Consider the following 21937-nt stretch of genomic DNA (forward strand, 5'->3'; position numbering starts at 1 on the left):
GCAGAGAAGTTGCGACGTTGGTTGATGAAATGAAGGAAGCGGGAGAACATTCGGTGCAGTTTCACGCCAACGGTTTGGCAAGCGGCGTATATTTCTATCAATTATCAACTAACAGCTTTGTCCAGACTATGAAACTTCTCCTGCTTCGGTAGCCCGACTGCTTTGCCGAACGATCGAAGGATGATCATCTACCTCTGAAAGGAACGCAACCATGACACACGCATGTTCAATTCTGATTTCCCTGTTCTTTGTCACCCTCAGAGTATCCTTTTCACAAGGACGCCTCCTGTCAGGGGGGCAAGGAGGTGCACAATGAACAAGAGCGCAATCGTTACTCCATTAATCTACTTTTCTGCGTTCACGATTTCATGCACCGATAAGGGGGTTCCCATTGAGTCCACACCCATCGGCTCGAATTTGGTTTCCAATCCATCATTTGAAAGTAACGGCCAGCCTTCGTCATCCGGCTGGCTTGGTTTTGGGAATCCTATGGCTACATTCTCGATAGACGTTCCGCAAGGCGGTGGTAGCTACAGTGCTTCAATTCCATCTACATGGCCTGCCGGGCTCGTGCGCCTTCAGACGGGCATTCCTGCTATTGAGGGCACACACATTTATCGTTTTGGCGTGTGGGCCAAATACGCCGGTCCTGTGAGTGGTGAGATCCACTTCTCGGTTTTACGAGCCGGTGCGATCACTCTGCGCAAAACGATAACAATCACCGACACGGTTTGGAGTGAATACTCAACACTTGATACAGTTGCAAGTGTACCGGGCGATACGCTCCTATTGCGGTTGTTTGGAGGCGGCGACCCCGTCTCTGTTGGGGATAGCTACTTCGACCTTTGTACTCTCGAGCGAGTAAACTAAGTGTAACTCAAAACCAACGGCTATTGGTGTATGATGTATTGGGACGGGAAGTGGCAACGTTTGTTGATGAAATGAAAGAAGCGGGAGAACATTCCGTGACTTTTGACGCTCGTAACCTGCCGAGCGGAGTCTATTTCTACCAACTCAAAACCAACGGCCATTCACAGACAAAGAAAATGGCTCTTATACAGTGATTCTGATGGGGCACTATCATGCACAGTAAATGCAGTGGTCTTATCATTATGACCTTCATTGCCGTTCACGTCGTCTCAGCGCAATCATTTCTCACACTCATATCCCCCGCTGGAAACGAGCAATGGAGTATGGGGTTCACCTATCCAATAAAATGGACGGCGTTCGGTGTTGACACCGTTAGAATCGAGTACTCGACATCAGGACAAAGCGGCCCTTGGATGCTCATAACGCCGGGCGTGCCGTCGGATCTGCAAGCACCCGGTTCCCTCTCAGATCTGGAAGAACAGGATGAGTTTACCCGATCGATTATACGGGGACGCTATTACTGGACTATCCCATGGTCTATCAACGACAGTTGTTACATTCGCATCTCGCACAAATCAAATCCGTCACTGTCCGATGTGAAGAGGTTCACCGTCAAACCCTACTGGGGTTGGATAGTTCAAGTGAGCGAGGTGGATATCCCCCTATATACAGTCCAGGCAATAGGGCGCGTCGCATTTGATGCTCAATACTGGGCCGGTGGAAAACACGGCGTTGTCATCAGAACAACTGACAGGGGCATTCATTGGATTGTATCCGGTATTTTGGAGGGTGACGTCCGAACGATAGCCGCGTGGGTGGGCTTCTATCCCGGAACCGCCGTTGCAGGAAGTGTAATGCCGTCCGGTCGTGCGAGAATCAGCAGAACGACGAACGAGGGGAGGACGTGGAGTGTTGTTGACACAACCGCCACCGTGTGGAGATCAATACGATTCGTCAATGCTAATAAGGCCTATGCAATCGGAGACCCTGTTGGTAATTTCTGGGTGTTGAAGAAAACAACCAATGACGGCATTACTTGGATCGACATTCAACCCCCTCTCCCTGCCACAGCAGGTGAGGGTGGGTTCTACAACGCTGCCGCGTGGATCGATTCCACCCGCGGTTGGTTCGGCACGAACGACAACGCAATATATCGTACAACCGACGGCGGATCGACGTGGACAAAGGTATTCGTGCAACCGGGCTCTTCCGGCATAACCGCAATCCATTTCTTTTCCATTTTGCACGGGCTTGCAGGTTCCGCCGACGGCTCGGTGTACCGGAGTACCGACGGCGGGGTGAGTTGGACCAAGTACACGACAAAACTTCCCACAGCCATTACGGGAATTTCTGGACTTACGTATCCCTCGGAATGTTGGGCCATATCGGGGCCGAATATCTATCACAGCCAGAATGGCGGCGAGACATGGGCAATTACACAGTATGATGGATATGCAGGAATTGCTCAGTTGCATCATATCTCACTCGCAGGCGAACAGACGGCGGGGTTAGGTTGCGCAGTCGGAGAAAATGGAACTGCCATTGGCTTCTATAGATTCCTTACCGGCGTACAACCTCAGCCACATACCCGGGCAGAGGCGTTTGAGTTGTTCCAGAGTTTTCCCAACCCGTTCAATCCGAGCACGACCATCGAATTTCGGATTTCGAATTTCGGATTTGTTTCATTGAAGGTGTTTGATGTGTTGGGGCGGGAAGTGGCGACATTGGTAAATGAGGTGAACGAAGCGGGAGAACATTCGGTGACTTTTGACGGTCGTAACTTGCCGAGCGGAGTGTTTTTTTATCAAATGAAATCCGGCAGTTTCACTCAAACACGAAAACTCTTACTACTTCGATAATCAAAATGAAACAGACACTTCTTCTGCTCACTATCCTTGCTTGCGCAGATGCAGCACGCAGTCAACCGGACTCATTGGTTGATGTCTTTCCGTTGGCAATCGGGAATCAATGGCGTCATCTGTACACAACATTTCTGCTTGAACCTCCACAGGACATAATCTTCACTGATACGGGATGGGTCGAACATTCAGTATCGAGCAAGCAACAGTTCACCGACTCTACAGTCTGGAGCCTGACTCGAATTCGACATTTTAACCACTGTCGAAGGTCAATGCCGCCATGGCCCGGTTGGGATACTTGCTATGCTATAATGGACACAGCTACGATCCAATTGGTTGAACAACATGCAGGTGCGCACAGAATGAACGTACAGGCTTTCGAGTGGAGAGACATATTTCCATTTGCCGCAACACTGACGGATACGACAGGCATGTACCGGTATCGACGCGTGGATTCATCAGGCATCGTGACAATACGTATGTCACAGCCGGATCAATTCTGCGCTCATTCGTTCTTAACGACACTGCAGAGCGGAGTCGGACTTATCAACATACAATGCTCTCTTCTGAGATGCACAGACTTCCATCGAACAAACCACACTCTGTTGAACTATCTCGTGCTTTCCTCACCGGAACCTGACAATCGGGCGACAACGTATGCCCTCTATCAGAACTACCCCAACCCGTTCAATCCCACCACCACGATACAATACTCCCTCTCCTCACAGGAGAGGGGCGGGGTGAGGTCGCTTGTGACTTTGAGGGTGTTTGATGTGTTGGGAAGAGAGGTGGCAACGTTGGTGAATGAGGTGAAGGAAGCGGGAGAACATTCGGTGACTTTTGACGCTCGCAACCTGCCAAGCGGAGTATATTTCTATCACATGAAATCCGGCACTTTTTCGGCAACGCGCAAATTAGTATTGATGAAATAAGGAAAATGCGTTACAATGGGATATATTTGAAACCGTTCTTTCATCTTTCCTAATCATCTCATGCGGGTTGCGTTTCAGGGTGTTCACGGGGCGTACAGCGAGTTTGCTGCAACAAAGTTCTTCACAGCTAAATGCACAGCTCTTCCGTTAGAACGTTTTGAGGATGTCTTTGCCGCTGTCGAACAGCGACGGGCAGACCGGGGCATCATCCCCATCGAAAACTCGCTTGCCGGAAGCATCCATCAGAACTACGACCTCCTTCTCGCACACAAACTCTATATTGTCGGCGAGATGCATCTCCGCATCGAACATGCGCTGATGTGTCATTCTTCATCTTCCCTCAAGCATATTACGCAAGTCCGTTCCCACCCGATGGCGCTGGCGCAATGCAGTTCGTTCCTCTCACGAAATCCAATGCTCAAGCAGGTCCCCTATTTCGACACGGCAGGCGCCGCCAAATTCATCGCCGACAACGAAGTCCGTGACACGGCGGCCATTGCAAGCGAGCTTGCGACAAAACTCTACGGCTTGAAAATCCTCAAGCGAGGCATTTCGAACAGCAAGCAGAACTTCACCCGCTTTCTCATCATCTCCCGCAAAGCGGTGAAGCCCGACAGGAAAGCGAAATCCAAAAGCAGTATCGTCTTCGTTCCGCATTCGAACGAGACAGGAATTTTGTTCAAGATTCTTGGCATCTTCTACGTCCGCAATATCGACTTGCTGAAAATTGAATCCCGTCCCGACCCCGACTCACCGTTCGAGTATCTTTTCTATCTAGATATAGCGGGAAGTCCGGCACAGAACAAGGTGGCGCAAGCGCTTGAGCATATTCAGGAGAAAACCAGATTCTTCCGTCTGTTGGGATCATACCCGGTCGGAAGAGGCAAATTCAATGGTGGAGTGTAAGCAGGAGTGATAGATGAGGGATAGCGGAACGAGAAGAGGAAGAGGTTCGGGATTCAACACCCCTAACAGATTCGAGAAGACACATCTTGAGCCGCTGGATATAGACCTTCAGTACGAGGAGGACGAGCCGCAACTTAAGACCACGTTTTATCCCGATGCGTCGAAATCCATTCTCGCAAAGAACGACTCGCCTGATCTGCCGTTTGACTACAGCCTGAACCCGTACCGAGGCTGCGAACACGGCTGCATTTATTGCTACGCACGGCCTTCGCATGAGTACCTCGGATTTTCGGCAGGACTCGATTTCGAAAGCAAGATTATGGTAAAGCTGGATGCGGCGAAGCTGCTTGAGCAGACTCTGCAGAAAAAAAGCTGGCAGCCGCAAATGGTCGCATTTTCGGGCAACACGGATTGCTATCAGCCTGTTGAGCGGAAACTGCAACTGACCAGACAATGTCTCGAAGTGTTTCTGAAATTCAGAAATCCTGTCGGATTGATTACGAAGAATGCGCTTGTGCTTCGTGACATTGATGTTTTTCAGGAGATGGCAAAACTCAATCTCATTCACATCATGATTTCGATAACAAGTCTCGATGCGGATTTGATTCGAAAAATGGAGTCGAGAACTTCAACTCCCATAAACAGATTGAAAACGATTGAGGAGTTGGCGAAGAAAGGAATTCCCGTCGGCGTGAACGCGGCGCCGATCATTCCGGGCCTCACAGATGAAGAACTGCCGGCAATTCTCAAGTCTGCAGCGGAACACGGAGCGACGAGTGCCGGCTACATTCTGCTGCGTTTGCCCGGCGCTGTGAAGCCGCTTTTTCTTGATTGGCTGCAACGCGAGTTGCCGCAACGGGCGGGAAAAGTTGTGAGCAGAATAAAGGATACAAGAGACGGAGAGTTGAGTGATTCGCGTTTTGGAAAGCGTTTGAAAGGCGGTGGAGAAATTGCGGAGGCTATCAACAGCCTGTTCCATCTACACGCAAAAAAATACCGTCTCGACAAGCGATGGAGCGGCCTTTCGACAGAACATTTTCAAGGAAATAGCGGACCGGAAAGCCCGCGCCGGCAACTCGAACTCTTCTAATGCCCGTTGCCCTGAGCTGGTTTGGTAATTCGGTTGAGCGTCTCCGTCTTGGCTTCGCGATCCAACGGCGCAAGATCATACACTTCGTCGGGAAGAATTTTCGACCCCAGGAAGAAGCCCGCAACACCGCCCACGACAACGCCGAACGCCGCGCTGTAAATATCGGCCTGTTCCTGATCGCGGGCAACGGGCTTCAGCGCAAACCCGATCGCGCCCCCGCCCGCGCCGCCGATGATTGTCGCGGGCAAAATTGCCCCTGTACGCTCACGCCGTACTTCCGTCAGCGAATCGAGTAGGACCCAATCAGAGAAGTTCTTTTTGTGGAGGAAATGGAGGGTATCGCCGCCCAGTTCAACAAGGGCAACGTTTGCATAGCGTTCTCCGTTTATCAGCCGGATTTCGTAGTCGAAATCCTGGGCAGCGCATACGGACACACCTGCACAGATCGCGGCGGCTGCCAGCACACTACAAAAACGAGCGTTCATGTTTCTCTCCCCGTTCATGAAACACCACAACCCTCTTTGACTACACCTCGGATGTTACTGCCCGATCAGTGCCTTTGTAGGCTGTCGTATCCAGTAGATCGGACAGCCTGACGGCGCTTCGAGAGTTTTATCTTCACCATCCACCCCGCTCCGTACGGATCTTTGTTGACGGTTTCGGGACTTTTTTCGAGTTCCTTGTTGACTTCAAGAATGGCTCCGGAAACCGGCGCGTACAAATCGGACACAGCCTTTACGGCTTCGATGGTTCCGAATGAATCGTGAGCCTTGACCGCCTTGCCGATGGCAGGCAACTCAACAAACACGACATCCCCCAACTCACCTTGTGCATAGTCTGTAATGCCGATTGTGCCTGTGTCGCCATCTACTTTCAGCCACTCGTGGTCTTTTGTGTACTTGAGATCTGCGGGAAAATTCATGATTGGACCTTTCAGGATTGAAGGATCATTGACAATTGAAATATGAAGACGTGAAACCCCTGTTTTAATGCAACGAACTTATTCTTCAGCGTTGAACTGGAACGTTTCCAGGAAACTTGTGTCAAACTTTCCGCTGATAAACCGGGAATCATGCATCACTTGTCTGTGGAATGGAATTGTTGTTTTGATTCCCTGTATCGTAAATTCATCCAGTGCCCCGGCCATTTTCTGGATTGCGCCTTCCCGGGTCTGGGCATACACCACAAGTTTAGCCAGCAGCGAATCATAAAATGGCGGCACGACATATCCCGCGTAACAATGCGTGTCAACACGGACTCCGAATCCCCCCGGCATGTGGAAGTCGGTAACCCGTCCGGGATTGGGCCTGAACCCGTTTGCAGGATCTTCGGCGTTGATGCGGCACTCGATGGCATGCCCTTCACGGCGGATTTTTCTGCGCGGCAGTTTCTCTCCTGCGGCCACACGCAACTGCAGCTTTATCAGATCGTGCGCCGTCACCTCTTCCGTCACGGGATGTTCCACCTGAATACGGGTGTTCATTTCCATGAAGTAGAAGTTCTTCTCTTTGTCAACAAGAAACTCTATTGTGCCGGCTCCCTCGTAGTTTACCGCCTCGCATCCTTTTACAGCTGCATCCCCCATTTTCTGGCGGAGTGCCTCATCGACAAATGGTGAGGGAGATTCCTCGATGAGTTTCTGATGGCGACGCTGAACGGAGCAATCACGCTCGCCGAAATGAACCACGTTCCCGTGCTGGTCGCCGAACACCTGGATTTCAATATGCCTCGGCTGCTCAACAAATTTTTCAATATACACAGCCGGATTGCTGAAGCCTGTTTCAGCTTCGTGGCGGGCAGTCATGAATGCAGTTTCGAGCTCCTGCTCTTCCCGCACAATCCTCATCCCCCTCCCTCCACCGCCTGCCACAGCTTTGATAATGACGGGAAATCCAATTTCCTTCGCCACCTTCTTAGCTTCATCAACATCATCAACTTCGCCTTCGCTGCCGGGGACAACGGGAACTCCCGCTTTTTTCATTGTGTCTTTCGCAAGGGCTTTGTCGCCCATTGCAGAGATCATCTCAGGGCTTGGGCCGATGAACTTAATGCCCGATGTTTTGCATATCTCCGCAAATTGGGCATTTTCAGCAAGAAATCCGTAGCCGGGATGAATCGCTTCAGCGGCTGTGATTTCCGCGGCAGCGATAATACGGGGGATCTTAAGGTAGCTCTCTTTACCCGGTGGCGGGCCAATACAAACAGCTTCGTCGGCAAACTTCACGTGAAGGGAGTCACGATCGGCTTGCGAGTAGACAGCAACGGTCTTGATTCCGAATTGCTTGCAGACCCGAATGATCCGAAGGGCTATTTCTCCACGATTGGCGATAAGAACTTTGTTGAACACGGGCGCTCCCGAAATTAGGCTGGCTCGATGAGGAAGAGCACCTGATCGTATTCGACAGGTTGACCGTTTTCTACCATAATTTGCACAATCTTGCCTGCAACATCCGATTCAATTTCGTTCATCAATTTCATGGCTTCGACAATGCAAAGGACAGATCCCTTCTGCACCGTTCCGCCGACCTGAACAAATGCCGGTGCTTCAGGTGCCGGCGAGCGGTAGAATGTTCCGACGATTGGCGATTTGACTTCATGGTATTTCGGGCCTGCAGTTGCTGCCGGAGCGGGTTGCTCCGCAGGAAGTGCGGAAGCCAGCGCTTGTGAAACGGGTGCGGCCGGCATGACCGGAGTTTGGGAAAGAGAATTCTGTGGTGGAGCAACTTGATATACGGTTTGAGTCGGAGCGGCAGCCGATTGGTGTGTTTTAGCTACGCGAATCTTCTTTCCATCCTCCTCAATTTCAATCTCGTCAACCTTGCTTTCTGAAACAAGCTCGATGAGTTTTGTTACGTATTCAATGTCCATGCAGACTCCTGATTGGTGGCACGTAGTAGTTCGGGTAGGAGGTTTAGTTCTTTACACGTTCGAGGTATTGCCCCGTTCGTGTATCGATTTTAACGACATCCCCCTCATTGATGAAGAGCGGTACATTGACGGTTGCTCCGGTTTCGACTTTCGCTGGTTTCGTACCGGGATTGGCACTGTCGCCTTTCACTCCGGGAACTGTCTCAACAACCGCGAGTTCGACAGTAATGGGAAGCTCGACGCCGGTGATTTCAGGACCGTTCATCAGAATGTCCACCACAAGGCCGTCTTTAAGGAAATCCGCTCCGTCGCCGATCTGTTCCTTCTGGACAGCCATTTGCTCATAGTTCTCCTGATCCATGAACACATAGCCGGTAGCGTCATGGTAGAGATATTGGAATTGCTTTCGTTCTATGCGAATGATATCGATGGACTCACCGGCGCGGAACCGATTCTCGATGACTTTGCCGCTCTTCAAATTTTTCAACTTCGTCCGCACAAATGCCCGCCAGTTACCCGGATTGACGTGTTGAAACTCGATTATAGTCCAAGGTTCGTTATTGTATTTGATAACCAAACCTGGCCGAAAATCTGATGTAGAGGGCATAATTCCTTACATTATCTTAATGAATTGAACAGACAGCGTGGTAAATCTTTGAACAGAACGGGTGAAAAATATACCCACATTGATGCTGAAAGTCAAGAAAACGGCTTCGGAAGCGATTCCACGGAGGCCTTTCTTGATTAAGATGTTGAGAATGACTACTCTTTGGACAGAAGGATATAATGTATGAGACAAATAGTCACTCTTGCCCTGTTGCTTTTTCTCGCCTCATGTTCAGAACGGAAATCACCTGTCTCGGCAATAGACGCCGACAAGTTCGAGAAGATCTATCTTGAATTGGTCGATTCGGCACTTGTCATCCAGGCACAGCCTGATTCACTTGTCAGCCCGGTTGCGGAGAGAATTTTAGAGCGGCATGAGGTTACAGCGGAACAATTCAGGGCGACCGTGCGCGAGTACAACAACGACACGCGTGTGTGGAAGGAATTCTACGACAACGTTCTCCTACGAATTGATGAGCGGATGAAACGAGTCCCGCCCCCGTAAATCATTCAACGACGAACCACCTCACCGACAACAACAGGCGCTTCCCCTTTTTTCTTCAGGAAGCGAATAACATTATCGGCTTGTGCATGCGGAATGACAATAATAAGTCCGATGCCAAGATTGAATGCTCGCCGCATATCTTCTTCAGGAACGCTGCCAACACGTTGTATCAAATTGAAGATGGCATTGCGGTCCCATGCACTCCACTCAATCCTAAGTCTCAGACTCTTCGGCACAATACGCATTGTGTTGCCGACTATTCCGCCGCCTGTAATGTGAGACAGGCCACGAACATCAAACTTCGCCACTACCGCTTGAACAGACTTCAGGTAAGAACGGTGTACGGCAAGCAATGCTTCGCCGACAGCTGAGTTGAGTTCATCAACATGCTGATCGAGTCGGAAGACGGGGAGCAGCACAGAGCGGGCAAGCGAGTATCCGTTTGTGTGCAATCCGGTCGAACGGAGTCCAATAAGAACATCTCCCTTGCGAATTCTCTTTCCATCAACAATCTTCTTCTTCTCGACAACGCCGACAATCGTTCCGGCAAGATCGTATTCATTCTCGTTATAGAACCCGGGCATCTCCGCAGTTTCGCCGCCAATCAATGAGCAGCCGTTCTCGTTGCATGCTTTGACGAACCCATCAATAACATCCCTCGCCACGTTGAGGTTGAGCTTTCCGCACGCAAAATAATCCATGAAAAAAAGGGGTCGCGCTCCACAGGCGAGAATATCATTCACGCAGTGGTTCACCAGATCCTGCCCGACTGTGTCGTGTTTGTTCATCATGTGGGCAACCATCAACTTCGTGCCGACACCATCGACGCTTGAGACAAGAACAGGCGACTTATAGCCCTTGAACGTTCCGTCGAACAATGCTCCGAACGAACCGATCCCCCCGAGAACAGATTTGTTGAATGTCGAGCGGACGGCCTTTTTGATATGATGGACAAGCCGGTCGCCTCTCCCGATATCAACACCCGCTTCGGCATAGGTCTGCGACAACTTAATCCCTTCCTTTGAAGAAGAACTTGAATGGCAAAATGTTAGAGATTCTCGCAGACAAAAGCAATGCAAATTTGTCACGATTTCCCTTGATAAAAGTTGTTTAGGTCGTTATATTCAGCCGTAGCGAGTTATCGTAAACCGTTGATGGCTTTAGTCCAATTCCGTAATTCTAACAAGAAATTCCTAGTAGGTAAAATTGTCTGCCTCGGGCGCAACTATGCGGCGCATGCAAAGGAAATGCACGCCGAGGCGCCTGAAGTTCCTGTGCTTTTCTTGAAGCCCTCTACTGCCATCGTGCACGATGGCAGCAACGTTATGATTCCGCAGTTCTCATCGGAGCTTCACCACGAAGTCGAGATGGTTGTTGTGATCGGGAAAAGGGGAACGAGAATCTCAAAGCATGAAGCGATGGAACATGTGGGCGGTTATGCAGTCGCGTTGGATATGACGTTGCGGGATGTTCAATCAGAAGCGAAGAAGAAAGGGTTGCCATGGTCGGTTTCGAAAGGATTCGACACATCGGCGCCGTTGTCGCACGCAGTCGAGAAAGAGCATGTCGCGAACCCGCACAATCTGGACATCACGCTGAAAGTGAACGGAGTTTTGCGGCAACATTCAAACACCCGGAACATGATTTTTTCAGTTGAGGAGATGATCACGTATATCTCTTCGATTTTTACCCTTGAAGTTGGAGATTTGATTTTTACCGGTACACCCGAAGGCGTTGGGGGAGTTGTTTCGGGAGACCAACTCGAAGCTGAACTCGAGTCTGTTGGAACGTTGCGGGTCGGCATACAGTAAGCCCACCATCTTTAGACAGTTTTATGGCAAAGGTTATCGCAATTGCAATCCCCAAGGGCGGGGTTGGAAAGACGACAACGGCAATAAATCTCGCCGCCAGTCTCGCCTTCTGCGACCAGCGAACACTTCTGATCGACCTTGATACCTCGGGAGCTTCCGGCCTCGGTCTCGGCTTTACCGAAGCGAACACGAAATCCGGCATGTTCGAAGTATTCAACTTCATCTGCGGATTGAATCACACCGTTCACAAAACTGAAATCCCGAATCTCCATGTCGTTCCGGCAAATGTTCACACTCTTCTGCGTGAAGAGCGGTTGATGAAGCTTGCCGACAACCGGCTCATTCTGAAGAATGCGCTTCGATCTGTTGAGAACAGTTATGATTACGTTCTCATTGACTGCCCGCCATTCCTTCGCGGGCTTACAACCAACGCGCTCACGGCAGCCGACTCCGTGCTTGTGCCCGTCAAATCCGGACACTTTGCTCTTGACGCTGTTGACAAGTTCTTCAAGTATATCGATTGGATTCGCGAGGTAGCCAACAAGATGATCTTGATCGAAGGTATTCTTCTGACGATGTACGAACAAAGCACAAAGGTCACGGAAATCACCACGCGTGAGTTGCAAGCGAAGTACCGGAAATACGTTTTTGAATCAGTCATCCCCCGCAATGCCCCTCTTTCAGAAGCAAGTTTTTACGGGAAACCTGCCTTGCTGTATGATATCAATTCTCTCGGCGCACAGGCGTATCTTGACCTTGCCCGCGAAATCTCCGGGCGGAGTTCAACAACGAAACCGGTCATGCCGAACGTAGTGGAGCCTGTCGTTTTAAGCCGTCAGGCATAGCTTCTTCACGGGGGTACATGGTCAGGTTCTTGGTGTTGTGTTTCTGCTGTATCTTCTTCCTCTCGCTCATTCGTTCTCCCGTCACTGAACATCCGAACAGCAGCGAAGAGGCGCTTCGCCTTCTTCCGCCGGCCGGACTTCTCTACGATTCACTTCGCACGGATTTCTCCGATTACATGTGGCCTACCGATGCAGGGCGGCTTGTCACGTCGGTATTCGCCGAGTATCGCAGCACACATTTCCACGGCGGTATTGATGTCAGCACGGGCGATGATACCGGATTCAGAGTGTTTGCTTCGCGGGATGGATATGTTGAACGGATTCTCGTGAGTCCTACCGGATACGGCAAAATGCTCTGGGTTCGTCATGCAGACGGATTCTCGACGACATACGCACACCTGAGAAATTTCAACGAAGCAATTGACGCATTTGTGGAAAGAGAACAACTCCGGCTCGAACGCTATCCGGTGGATATTGACTGCGGGCCGCAGCAGTTTCCTGTCAAGAAAGGCGAACTCATTGCGTATACCGGTGAAACAGGCACAGGCTCCCCCCATCTCCATTTCGAAATTCGTGATCAGAACAGAAACTTTGTCAACCCGCTTCTTTCTCCGCACTTTACGTTTCCCGACAATCTCCTCCCCAGTTTCTACCTTCTTGCGGTAACGCCCCTCGGAGAAGAATCTGTCGTAAATGGCTCATTCGACTCTCATGTTATTCGGTTTAAGAATCCCTTGCAAGGCACAACGGTAGTTCGTGATACAATTTACGTCTACGGTTCATTTGGCTTTGCCGTTGATGTGAGAGACAGGATCGACAATTCACGATTCAGAAACGGCGTGTACAGCATCAGGGTTTTCCTGAATGATTCGTTGATTTACTCCGTGCAGCTCGACCGTGCTCCTTCTTCCGGCGACTTGCAGTCGGGCTTGTATTTCGACTACGCTTTGGTTGCGGAGGAAGGGGGCAAAATTGCAAAGCTCTACATGCACTCGCCCAACCGTCTTCCCTTCCACCATCCTCAGACCGACAACGCGGGCATCATCAACACGGCGCTGTTCCACAGTGGACCGCACAGATACAGGATTGTAACCAGCGATTTCTGGAAGAATTCTTCCGAAATATCCGGAACGATTGTATTCTCAAATCCGGGGAAACTTTCCATCGCGGAATCCTCGGGATTGCTGCAGTTCAATTCCGGCGGGGCAGAATTGAACAGATTGAGATTGTTTTCATCAATCATTTCCAAACAGGGCCGGATACGATGGAAGGAGGAGTTTCTGAGACAAGAAGGAGCGGCTGTGCGGTTGTCGGGAATCAAAGGGAACTACGACGTTCTCCGAATCGAAGGGTGGGATCGATATGCTCCAAGCACGCTACCGGCATACTACTTCCCCAAAAAGAGGAGCTTACCCGCAGCGCGTGTGGAGTTTGATCACAAGGTCGAGCAAGACTTTGTCCGCATTTCATTGAAAACGGATGGCGCCTTCACATCAACTCCATCAATCGCCCTCGTCGAAGGATCTTCGTCAAGAACATTGACTGTGGCTCCGGTGGAATACAATTTCTACACGGCAACGTTCCGCCCCCTTGCGTCCCACATGGGAAGACGGACGCTCTTTGCAGAATATGAAGTCAACGGGCATCTTCAGACTCAGCAGAAAGAGATGACACTCTACCCCGTTCTTCCCGGCCAACCCTCGGTGATTTCGATTGATGGAGGCAGGCTGCACATTATTGCTGATTCTTCATCGGTGTACAAGCCTCTCTTTCTTGAAGCAAAGAGGACGGGTGACATGCGGTATTCTCTTTTTCCGAAGCATGTTGTGTTGGATGGAGGACTCCGGGTCAGGCTTCGGCCGGACCCGCATGAACACAACCAAGGCCTCTTCTTTCGCCGACGCAATTCGTGGATACTTCTAACCAATCAGAGGGAGGGTGAGTACTTCACAGGCCATCTTCGTCGCACGCCTGTTGATATTGCACTGCTGACAGACTCTCAGCCGCCGGCTGTTTCGAATCTCAGACTGCCGACAACCTACGGAAAACAGCCTCATAGAATCGTGTTCAATGTTCGCGACAACATGAGCGGCGTTGAATATGACGAGCTAAAGCTCTACATTAATGGCGTGTTCGCAATTCCGGAAATCGACGGTGAACATCGTCGGGTTGAGCATCGGTTCAAAACGCCTCTTGCACGCGGTTCCCACTCTCTTCTGATTCTTCTGAAAGATAGAATCGGCAATTCCGGCGAAGTACGCCGGACCTTCACGGTACGCTGACACTCATCCTTACTTCTTACAAGCATTACGGAGACATTCTTGTCAGATTCATCATCTCTTGCCAAAGTCTATTCGCCTAACGAAGTCGAATCAAAGTGGTACGCGTATTGGGAAAGTCATGATTTTTTCCATGCGGAAGTGAACCCGTCGAAGCCTTCGTACACAATCGTCATTCCCCCTCCGAACGTTACGGGCGTTCTTCACATGGGGCATATTCTCAACAATACACTTCAGGATGCTTTCATCCGCTACAAGCGAATGAAGGGATTTGAAGCATGCTGGATTCCCGGAACTGATCATGCGGGCATCGCAACGCAAAATGTTGTTGAAAAATCTCTGAAGAAGGAAAACAAAACCCGCCACGATCTCGGGCGTGAACAGTTCGTCAAGCGTGTGTGGGAGTGGAAAGAACGGTACGGAGGCGTTATCATCAAACAATTGCGCACGCTCGGATGCTCGTGCGACTGGCAACGTGAACGCTTCACGATGGATGCAACACTCTCCGTTGCCGTACGTGAAGTCTTCGTCCGTATGTTCGATGACGGCCTCATCTATCGCGGCAAGTATATCGTCAATTGGTGTCCGAAAGATCATACCGCCATCAGCGACGATGAAGTGAATTACTCTGAACAACAGGGGAAGATTTACTATCTCAAGTACCCGATTCGCGAAACGTCCGATTTTGCGATCGTGGCAACCACCCGGCCCGAGACAATGTTAGGCGATACGGCCGTCGCAGTCAATCCGAACGATCCGCGATATATCCATCTTGTCGGAACGATGGTAGAGTTGCCGCTGACGGGGCGCGAGATCCCCATCATTGCCGACGAATATGTTGACGCATCATTCGGCTCGGGAATGGTCAAGATTACTCCGGCTCACGACCCGAACGATTACTGGGTCGGGCAGCGGCACAATCTCCCCCAAATAAATATCTTCGACGTCTCGGCGACTCTAAACGACGAAGCTCCGGCACAGTACCGGGGGATGGATCGGTATGAGGCACGAAGGGCCGTTCTCAACGATCTTGAGGAACAAGGATTGATTCTTAAGATCGAAGATCATGTCAACAATATCGGAAGGTGTTATCGCTGCGACACGGTGATCGAGCCGTATCTTTCAGACCAGTGGTTTGTGAAGATGAAGCCGCTTGCCGAACCCGCCTTGAAGGTTGTACTTGATGGCACAATCTCGTTCTACCCCGATCGTTGGACGAAGGTGTATGAACACTGGATGACGAATATCCGCGACTGGTGCATCTCGCGCCAACTATGGTGGGGACATCGCATTCCTGTGTACTATGCTGATGACGGACGCTTCACAGCTGCGCGTAGCGAAGACGAAGCTCGCAAGAAACTCGGCCTCGACTCCGTGGCATCCCTTCGTCAGGATGAAGATGTGCTGGATACGTGGTTCTCGTCCTGGCTCTGGCCTTTTTCGGTTCACGACTGGCCACAGCATGAGAAGCTCGGCAAGAAAAACGATCTCGCCTATTTCTATCCGACGGATACGCTGGTTACCGCCCCGGAGATCATTTTCTTCTGGGTCGCACGCATGATCATGTCGGGCCTGTATTTCGGGCCGAGCTTCACGGGAAGCAACGATCCGAAGAAGAACATCCCCTTCAAGCATGTGTACTTCACAAGCATCGTGCGGGATGCGAAAGGACGGAAAATGTCGAAGTCGCTCGGCAATTCACCGGAGCCGCTCGACTTGATTGCGGAATACGGAGCCGATGCCGTCCGCTTCACAATACTCTATCTCGCGCCGTTGGGACAGGATATCATCTACGCAAAGGAGAAGAATGAAATCGGCCGGAACTTCGCCAACAAGATCTGGAATGCAGGCCGCTTTCTTCTGATGAATCGCGACCAGATCGGCGAGGCCGCAAAGAAAACGGAATTCAACATTGATCATCTTGATTTAGCAGACAGGTGGATTCTTTCCCGGTATCATTCAACGGCTCTCGACATCCAGAAGGTAATGGATGAATTCGAAATCAACAAAGTCACGAAAGTGATCTACGATTTCTTCTGGCATGACTACTGCGACTGGTACATCGAAATGGTGAAGTCAAGATTTTACGGCGATGAGCCTGCAGATATCAAGCAAGCTGTCGTGTCGAGGGCTCTTGACCTGTATGATGCTGCGCTGCGCCTTCTCCATCCCGTTATGCCTTTTGTGACGGAAGAATTGTGGCAACACATCCGTCAGCGAGGCACAGGGGAAACGATCATGCGCTCGCGGATATCTGAACCCGACACGTCGTTTGTGGACAAAGAAGTGGAGAATGAAATGCAGTTCGTGCAGAACGTGATTGAGTCGGTACGCAACATCCGGGGAGAGATGAGCATACCGCCATCAAAAGAACTCTCTCTCGTAGTGAAACTCTCCGGCATGCACAAGGAAGATCGGGTCCAACAATACAGCGGCTATCTGAAGCGGCTTGCCCGCGTCGCTTCGCTCACATTCCTGCACGATTCCACACGCCCCAAAGTTTCAGCAAGCGCCGTTGCGCAGGGAGCCGAACTTTTCGTTCCGCTTGAGGGGATTATTGATGTTGCCGTGGAGAAGGCACGGCTTGCAAAGGAGATTGACCGACTCTCAAACCTCCTGAAGAATGTTCAGGAAAAACTCACGAACCCGAAATTTGTCGACAAAGCGCCGAAGGATGTAGTGGAGAAAGAGAACGAGAAGATGAAAAATTTCGGCGAGACCCTCGAGAAATTGCAAAGGAGTTACGATGCGTTCAGTTAAGGAAAAACGGGCAAAGCATGTTGTCTGCCCATTCTTCATATCTGAAACAACCGGAATGGTATCGCCGGGAGAACAATCCCGTTCCTCCATCGCAGCTTTCCGGTGTTAGCGTGTTCCTATTCTCCGTACATCCTCGAAGATAGTCCCCTCACTTCTCACCGAAAGTCTGTACAAGCGCGGGAATTTCAATTCATTTTCCGCCAAACCCACATAGTGAACGCCCGCCTTGAATGGCGCCTCATTGAAGATTCGCGCAATCTCTTCGCCTGCACTATCGAAAAGCTGCAGGGTTACGAATCCGTCGTTCTTCAGCAGAAACTCAATAGACGAGTATTGCCTCGGGGGCCGGTTTGCGTGAGTGAGTTCCTGAACTCTCTGCAATTGCTGCTGCTTTCCATAGGAGAGACCGGGAACGTGTTGCGGCGGCGCTGCGGGTGAAAGCGCTTGGCGGATTGTGTCAACTTCTGATGTTGGTTTCATTGTGGGGGATTTCTCATGAACACGCAGCAAAGATAGACAAACAAAGGCAAGAAACAATCAGGAAATTCCTGATTTTGTTTCGCTTATTCCCCACACGCCTGTCAGGGAAAACGAGTCTCAGTTGTCCAATTTGATCAATCCTTCGCGGATTGCGTATTTTATGAGGTCAGCTAACGAATGGATGTTGAGTTTTTCAGCAATGCGTGCACGGTAGGTTTCCACGGTTTTGACCGAAATGTTCAATTCAGTAGCGATCTGCTTCATATTCTGCCCCTCTGCAAGACGGGTCAAGACTTGGATCTCCTGTGTTGAGAGCAGAGACGAAGTTACGGACTTCGTTTTCTGGAGAATGTCAATGTAGTCATAAACGACCACGTCCGTCAAGTTCGGACTGATGTACTTGCCGTTTTTGCTTACTGTTTCTATTGCTTCCTCCAGCTCTTCAAATGCACAATCCTTTAGCAGATAGCCTGAGGCGCCCGCCCGCAACATGTCGGTAACGAACCGCTTGTCGGAATACATCGAAAGGGCAATAATCTTCACCGACGGAGACGACTTCAAAATCTCCCGTGTCGCGTCAATGCCGGTCATATCCGGAAGTGAGATGTCCATGATGATGATATCCGGAGAAAGTTCACCGGCAAGCCGGAGGGCTTGGCTTCCATCCTCGGCTTCTCCGACAACGGTATTGTTCATCTGCGTATCCAGCAAGGCACGCAAACCATCCCGAAGAATCTTGTGATCGTCAACCAACAAGATGCGATTGTTCATACACGTATTCCCTGACTCTGAATAGCATTCTGTTTTTGAATGGGAAGGATGAGTTCAACCGACGTGCCGGACCCTTTGGACGACACAATCTCCATCCGTCCGCCGATCTGTGCAAACCGTTCGCGGATGTTGAACAAGCCGAAACCCTGATTACGCAACCGGCCTTCCCTTTCTTGTTTCAGATCCTGACCTACTCCGTCATCAGATACGGAAACGTGCAGATGATGCTGTCTGATTCCGACAGAGATGATGACGTTTTTCGCTTTGGCGTGTTTTGCCACATTGAGCAGCAACTCGCGCACCGAGTGAAACATTAATGTTCTTATTTCGTCGGTAAGCGGCAATTTTGATTTGTCGGCGTCTACGCTCACCGAGATGTTGTGTTGTGTATGAAACTGCTCGGCAAGCCAATCAAGAGTGGCTACCAATCCGAGTTCGTGCAGGGTGGGCGGACTTAACTCGAAGGTGAGAGTGCGGGTATGGTAGATAGCCGTCTCAATCAATGAACGTATCTCGTTCATGGCATCCGCCGGCCCGTCCGTCGATGCGGTTTTCTGCAACAAGCCGAGTTTGATTTTGCATACGGCAAGCGCCTGCCCGACGGAATCATGCAGCGTGGTTGCCAGGCTGCGGCGCTCACGCTCTTCGGTAACGGATAATTCTGCCGCCAACGAACGGAGTTGATGCTGGTTGGCCAGAATTTTCTCCTCAGCCTTTTTTCGTTCAGTCACGTCAAATCCGGTTCCGACGATCGCTTGTTTACCGTTGAAGTTGAGCCTTCCCTCCGAATAGTCAATCCAACACTCTTCACCGCCCTTCTTGAGAATCTTCAGTTCAGCGCGCCGGGTGCCTTCGTCATGCCGGCGGAAGAGAAGGCTTTGTTGTCTGAATTCTTCCCGAGAATCGGGATGAACGATGTTGAAAATACTATCCTTCAACAATTCGTCTGCCGAAAAACCTGTCAGAACCTCTGCGCTCGGATTGACAAACAGCACCTTGTGTTCATTGTAGATGAGAAGTGCGGAAGAGGTTGTTTCGGATATCGCCCGGAATTTCGATTCACTTGCACGGAGTTCCGCATCATACCGAACCTTTCTGTTATACAGGACCCCTCCGAAAGTCAGCACCAAACCGACTAAGCCCCCCGCAAGCACGAGCACAATTGGTTGGCGGTACAGCGGTGCCACAATCTCAAAGGAAGCTGATGCCCCCGCGGGATCAAAGACGCCAAAGGGGCTGATGGCCTGCATTTGAATTGAGTACACACCCGGCGAAAGATTGTCAATGGTTACGGTTCGCTTTGTGTTCCAAGATGACCATCGTCCGGTATTGAGCCGATAGCGTGTTAGGATGCTGCTCGATGCCGGATCGCCCCAATACGCGAAAACACTCCACAGCACCACGGCCGAGGATGCATGGGTTGTGGGTTGTTCAATCACAATTTTCGGGGCGGGTAATTGTTCTGTTGAGCGGTCAAGAATGGAGACGCCCCGGCCACGCGTGCCGACATACACTTTGTCCTCTGTCGGGAGAACCGGCCACAGTTCTGCACCGGAAAGCCCGGTGCGAGAGTCAATCGACGTCCAAATATCATTATCGTAGTGGCTCAATCCGCCCGACGTTGCCGCCCAGATTCGCCCCCGATCATCAACCCTCAGATCCCATACCTCGTTGTTTACAAGACCGTCGGCAATGCTAAACCAATGAATCGAATCGCGGTCATCAATATACGCTACGCCATGACTTTGCGTCGAAAACCATACTTTGTCATCATTGCCGATACACAGTGCGAAGATTCTGTCGACACCCGATGGATTCTTGGAAGCGGGGGATCTCCAATATGTCCAATCTCCCCCCTTCAGTCTGGCCAATCCGGCAAACGTACCGAACCAAAGTGCCCCATCCCTTCCCTCGGCAAATGCATATACTTTCCGCGAGGGCAGGCCCTCTTTTTCCCCCCAGTGAGACTCGAACTTGCCGTTTGCATAGACGTAGGCACCAAGAAGGACGGTAGAATCAGTGAGGGGAAAGACAGGCCAAATCGCAAGAAACCAAAGCCTGCCTTCAGAATCCATTCGGATTTTGTGAACCTTGTTCCCTTCAAGAGGTGTGCCTCGGGCAAAGCGTTGCCACTGTTTTCCATCCCATCGAAAAGCACCGTCAAAACCGCCGCCGCTGGAGATCCACACATTTCCGTCTCTATCTTCAATCAAACCTGTAACCACATACAGATGCACACCCAGAATCTTGTAAATTGTTTTCACGGTTCCATTGGGCTTACGAATCTCTATTCCTTTGGCTGAGGCAATCCACAAAGATCCGTCTCTGGTTTTGATGATTTCATTAATCGAGTTGCGGGGATCCGGGAATTCGTACTGGAGATACGTCCAGCGGCGGGATGTTTCTCTAAAAAGAAAAAGACCGCGCTGAGTACCAATCCACAAGTCATCGTTCTTACGATAGCCCACAAATTCAATATCGCGCACTTGAGGCTGGCGAAAATCCACAGGTTCCCATTTGTCATACTGCCTCAAACGTGCCGATCCGGATTCGTGTATGGCGAGAATCCATCCCTTCGAATTCATCGCAGCGGATTTCAGTGAGAAGCCTTTGGTTTCCGGGGCAAGCCGGGGTTTCCTTCCGCGATCCCATTCCCATATCCCCCAGGCATCGAAAGGAAGGGAAATTGACACAAGTCCCCGTCCGTCGCTGTTCTCCAGAAGTACGTGGCGTTGCGATTTCAGCATTGTGGTCGACCACCGCATTTGCTCAGCCCATCCTCCCCCATCCCATTTGAACAGTGCCTCATTCGAATTCACCCAAACAGTTCCGCTTGCCGTCTGCCACATATCATGCACTTTTTCTCCCGGCATCATGGGTATCAGCGTGTCGCGGGAAGCTAAAAATAACTCCTCGCGGGATGTGAGAAGAATACTGTCCGATGAGAATGGAATGGCATGTTCAACATGTCCTGTCACAATTGACCGGAAACCGGTTTTTCCCCCGATGAAGGCCTTTCCCCGGGTGACAAGCAGAATCCTGTCGTCGGGAAGTGCATAGAATGCGTTCGTGCGGCCGACGGGAAGCACAAGCGACGTATCAACCGTGTTCCAGCGATAGCCATCAAACCAAGCCACTCCGCGCGATGTTGCAACCCAAGGTGTGCCGTCGCTGGTTTCAACTACATTGTAGATGTTATCCGAGGGAAGGCCGGATTCTGTTGTGAAGTGAACCCAGCGCCACTCTTGATCGAACGGAGGAAGTTGAGCATGCGCTGGCGGCAGCATACCAAGCACCGCGTACGCAGACGCAGCGCAGATTCTGATGACTAACCGGTGGCAAGCTTTCTGCATTA

21 protein-coding genes are annotated in these 21937 nt (G+C 50.8%); 12 read left to right on the forward strand and 9 right to left on the reverse strand.

What is annotated here, in order from left to right; genetic code table 11:
- Nucleotides 1–29 precede the first annotated feature (29 nt).
- From KF749_08310 to KF749_08340, 7 genes are all read left to right on the forward strand, one after another.
- A complete protein-coding gene (locus KF749_08310) occupies nt 30–152 on the forward strand; it encodes a T9SS type A sorting domain-containing protein (GenBank protein ID MBX2991156.1) in 123 nt (40 codons plus the stop codon).
- A 160-nt stretch (nt 153–312) separates the two neighbouring features.
- Nucleotides 313–870, forward strand: coding sequence for a carbohydrate binding domain-containing protein (locus tag KF749_08315; protein ID MBX2991157.1), 558 nt, complete (start codon nt 313–315; stop codon nt 868–870).
- A 38-nt stretch (nt 871–908) separates the two neighbouring features.
- Complete coding sequence (locus KF749_08320; GenBank protein MBX2991158.1) at nt 909–1064, forward strand: T9SS type A sorting domain-containing protein; 156 nt, start codon at nt 909–911, stop codon at nt 1062–1064.
- A gap of 18 nt (nt 1065–1082) precedes the next feature.
- Nucleotides 1083–2729, forward strand: coding sequence for a T9SS type A sorting domain-containing protein (locus KF749_08325; protein ID MBX2991159.1), 1647 nt, complete (start codon nt 1083–1085; stop codon nt 2727–2729).
- Between the two features lie 362 nt (nt 2730–3091).
- On the forward strand, nt 3092–3661 hold the full coding sequence (locus KF749_08330; GenBank protein ID MBX2991160.1) for a T9SS type A sorting domain-containing protein: 570 nt from the start codon (nt 3092–3094) through the stop codon (nt 3659–3661).
- Between the two features lie 60 nt (nt 3662–3721).
- On the forward strand, nt 3722–4567 hold the full coding sequence (gene pheA / locus KF749_08335) for a prephenate dehydratase (protein MBX2991161.1): 846 nt from the start codon (nt 3722–3724) through the stop codon (nt 4565–4567).
- Between the two features lie 13 nt (nt 4568–4580).
- Complete coding sequence (locus KF749_08340) at nt 4581–5657, forward strand: PA0069 family radical SAM protein (GenBank protein MBX2991162.1); 1077 nt, start codon at nt 4581–4583, stop codon at nt 5655–5657.
- Here the strand turns inward: KF749_08340 and KF749_08345 are convergent.
- The 5 genes from KF749_08345 to efp all read right to left on the reverse strand — a co-directional run bounded on the left by KF749_08345 (nt 5654) and on the right by efp (nt 9132).
- Nucleotides 5654–6142 carry a hypothetical protein gene (locus KF749_08345; GenBank protein MBX2991163.1) on the reverse strand — a complete coding sequence of 163 codons (489 nt, stop codon included), beginning with the start codon at nt 6140–6142 and terminating at the stop codon, nt 5654–5656. The genes KF749_08340 and KF749_08345 overlap by 4 nt on opposite strands.
- A 65-nt stretch (nt 6143–6207) precedes the next feature.
- The gene (gene gcvH, locus KF749_08350; GenBank protein MBX2991164.1) at nt 6208–6579 is read right to left on the reverse strand and encodes a glycine cleavage system protein GcvH; all 372 of its coding nucleotides are present in this window, start codon (nt 6577–6579) and stop codon (nt 6208–6210) included.
- Between the two features lie 78 nt (nt 6580–6657).
- Entirely contained in the window at nt 6658–8004 is a 1347-nt protein-coding gene (gene accC / locus KF749_08355; protein ID MBX2991165.1) for an acetyl-CoA carboxylase biotin carboxylase subunit, read from the reverse strand.
- A 14-nt stretch (nt 8005–8018) separates the two neighbouring features.
- The gene (locus KF749_08360) at nt 8019–8525 is read right to left on the reverse strand and encodes an acetyl-CoA carboxylase biotin carboxyl carrier protein (protein ID MBX2991166.1); all 507 of its coding nucleotides are present in this window, start codon (nt 8523–8525) and stop codon (nt 8019–8021) included.
- A 43-nt stretch (nt 8526–8568) separates the two neighbouring features.
- Complete coding sequence (gene efp / locus KF749_08365; GenBank protein MBX2991167.1) at nt 8569–9132, reverse strand: elongation factor P; 564 nt, start codon at nt 9130–9132, stop codon at nt 8569–8571.
- Nucleotides 9133–9315: 183 nt separating this feature from the next.
- On the opposite strand from efp, the gene KF749_08370 reads away from it, so the two are divergent.
- Nucleotides 9316–9636, forward strand: a complete 321-nt coding sequence (locus KF749_08370; GenBank protein ID MBX2991168.1) for a DUF4296 domain-containing protein — start codon at nt 9316–9318, stop codon at nt 9634–9636.
- 5 nt (nt 9637–9641) lie between these two features.
- Here the strand turns inward: KF749_08370 and purM are convergent, their stop codons facing one another.
- Nucleotides 9642–10643 (reverse strand): phosphoribosylformylglycinamidine cyclo-ligase, encoded by a 1002-nt coding sequence (gene purM / locus KF749_08375; protein ID MBX2991169.1) that lies wholly within the window; start codon nt 10641–10643, stop codon nt 9642–9644.
- A 147-nt stretch (nt 10644–10790) separates the two neighbouring features.
- Here purM and KF749_08380 point away from each other — a divergent pair, with 147 nt between their 5' ends.
- From KF749_08380 to KF749_08395, 4 genes are read left to right on the forward strand one after another with little or no spacing between them, the layout of a single operon-like run.
- Entirely contained in the window at nt 10791–11447 is a 657-nt protein-coding gene (locus KF749_08380) for a fumarylacetoacetate hydrolase family protein (GenBank protein ID MBX2991170.1), read from the forward strand.
- A gap of 23 nt (nt 11448–11470) precedes the next feature.
- Nucleotides 11471–12292, forward strand: coding sequence for a ParA family protein (locus KF749_08385; protein MBX2991171.1), 822 nt, complete (start codon nt 11471–11473; stop codon nt 12290–12292).
- A gap of 17 nt (nt 12293–12309) precedes the next feature.
- The gene (locus KF749_08390) at nt 12310–14574 is read left to right on the forward strand and encodes a M23 family metallopeptidase (protein ID MBX2991172.1); all 2265 of its coding nucleotides are present in this window, start codon (nt 12310–12312) and stop codon (nt 14572–14574) included.
- A gap of 39 nt (nt 14575–14613) precedes the next feature.
- Nucleotides 14614–17331, forward strand: coding sequence for a valine--tRNA ligase (locus KF749_08395; protein ID MBX2991173.1), 2718 nt, complete (start codon nt 14614–14616; stop codon nt 17329–17331).
- A 105-nt stretch (nt 17332–17436) separates the two neighbouring features.
- Here KF749_08395 and KF749_08400 read toward each other — a convergent pair whose 3' ends face one another.
- From KF749_08400 to KF749_08410, 3 genes are all read right to left on the reverse strand, one after another.
- Complete coding sequence (locus KF749_08400) at nt 17437–17811, reverse strand: hypothetical protein (GenBank protein ID MBX2991174.1); 375 nt, start codon at nt 17809–17811, stop codon at nt 17437–17439.
- Between the two features lie 117 nt (nt 17812–17928).
- On the reverse strand, nt 17929–18582 hold the full coding sequence (locus KF749_08405) for a response regulator transcription factor (protein MBX2991175.1): 654 nt from the start codon (nt 18580–18582) through the stop codon (nt 17929–17931).
- Nucleotides 18579–21935 carry a PAS domain S-box protein gene (locus tag KF749_08410; GenBank protein MBX2991176.1) on the reverse strand — a complete coding sequence of 1119 codons (3357 nt, stop codon included), beginning with the start codon at nt 21933–21935 and terminating at the stop codon, nt 18579–18581. Before KF749_08410 ends, KF749_08405 begins: the two co-directional genes overlap by 4 nt.
- Between the last annotated feature and the right edge of the window lie 2 nt (nt 21936–21937).

The organism is Bacteroidota bacterium (assembly GCA_019637975.1).
Taxonomy (GTDB): Bacteria; Bacteroidota; Ignavibacteria; order UBA10030; family UBA6906; genus CAADGV01.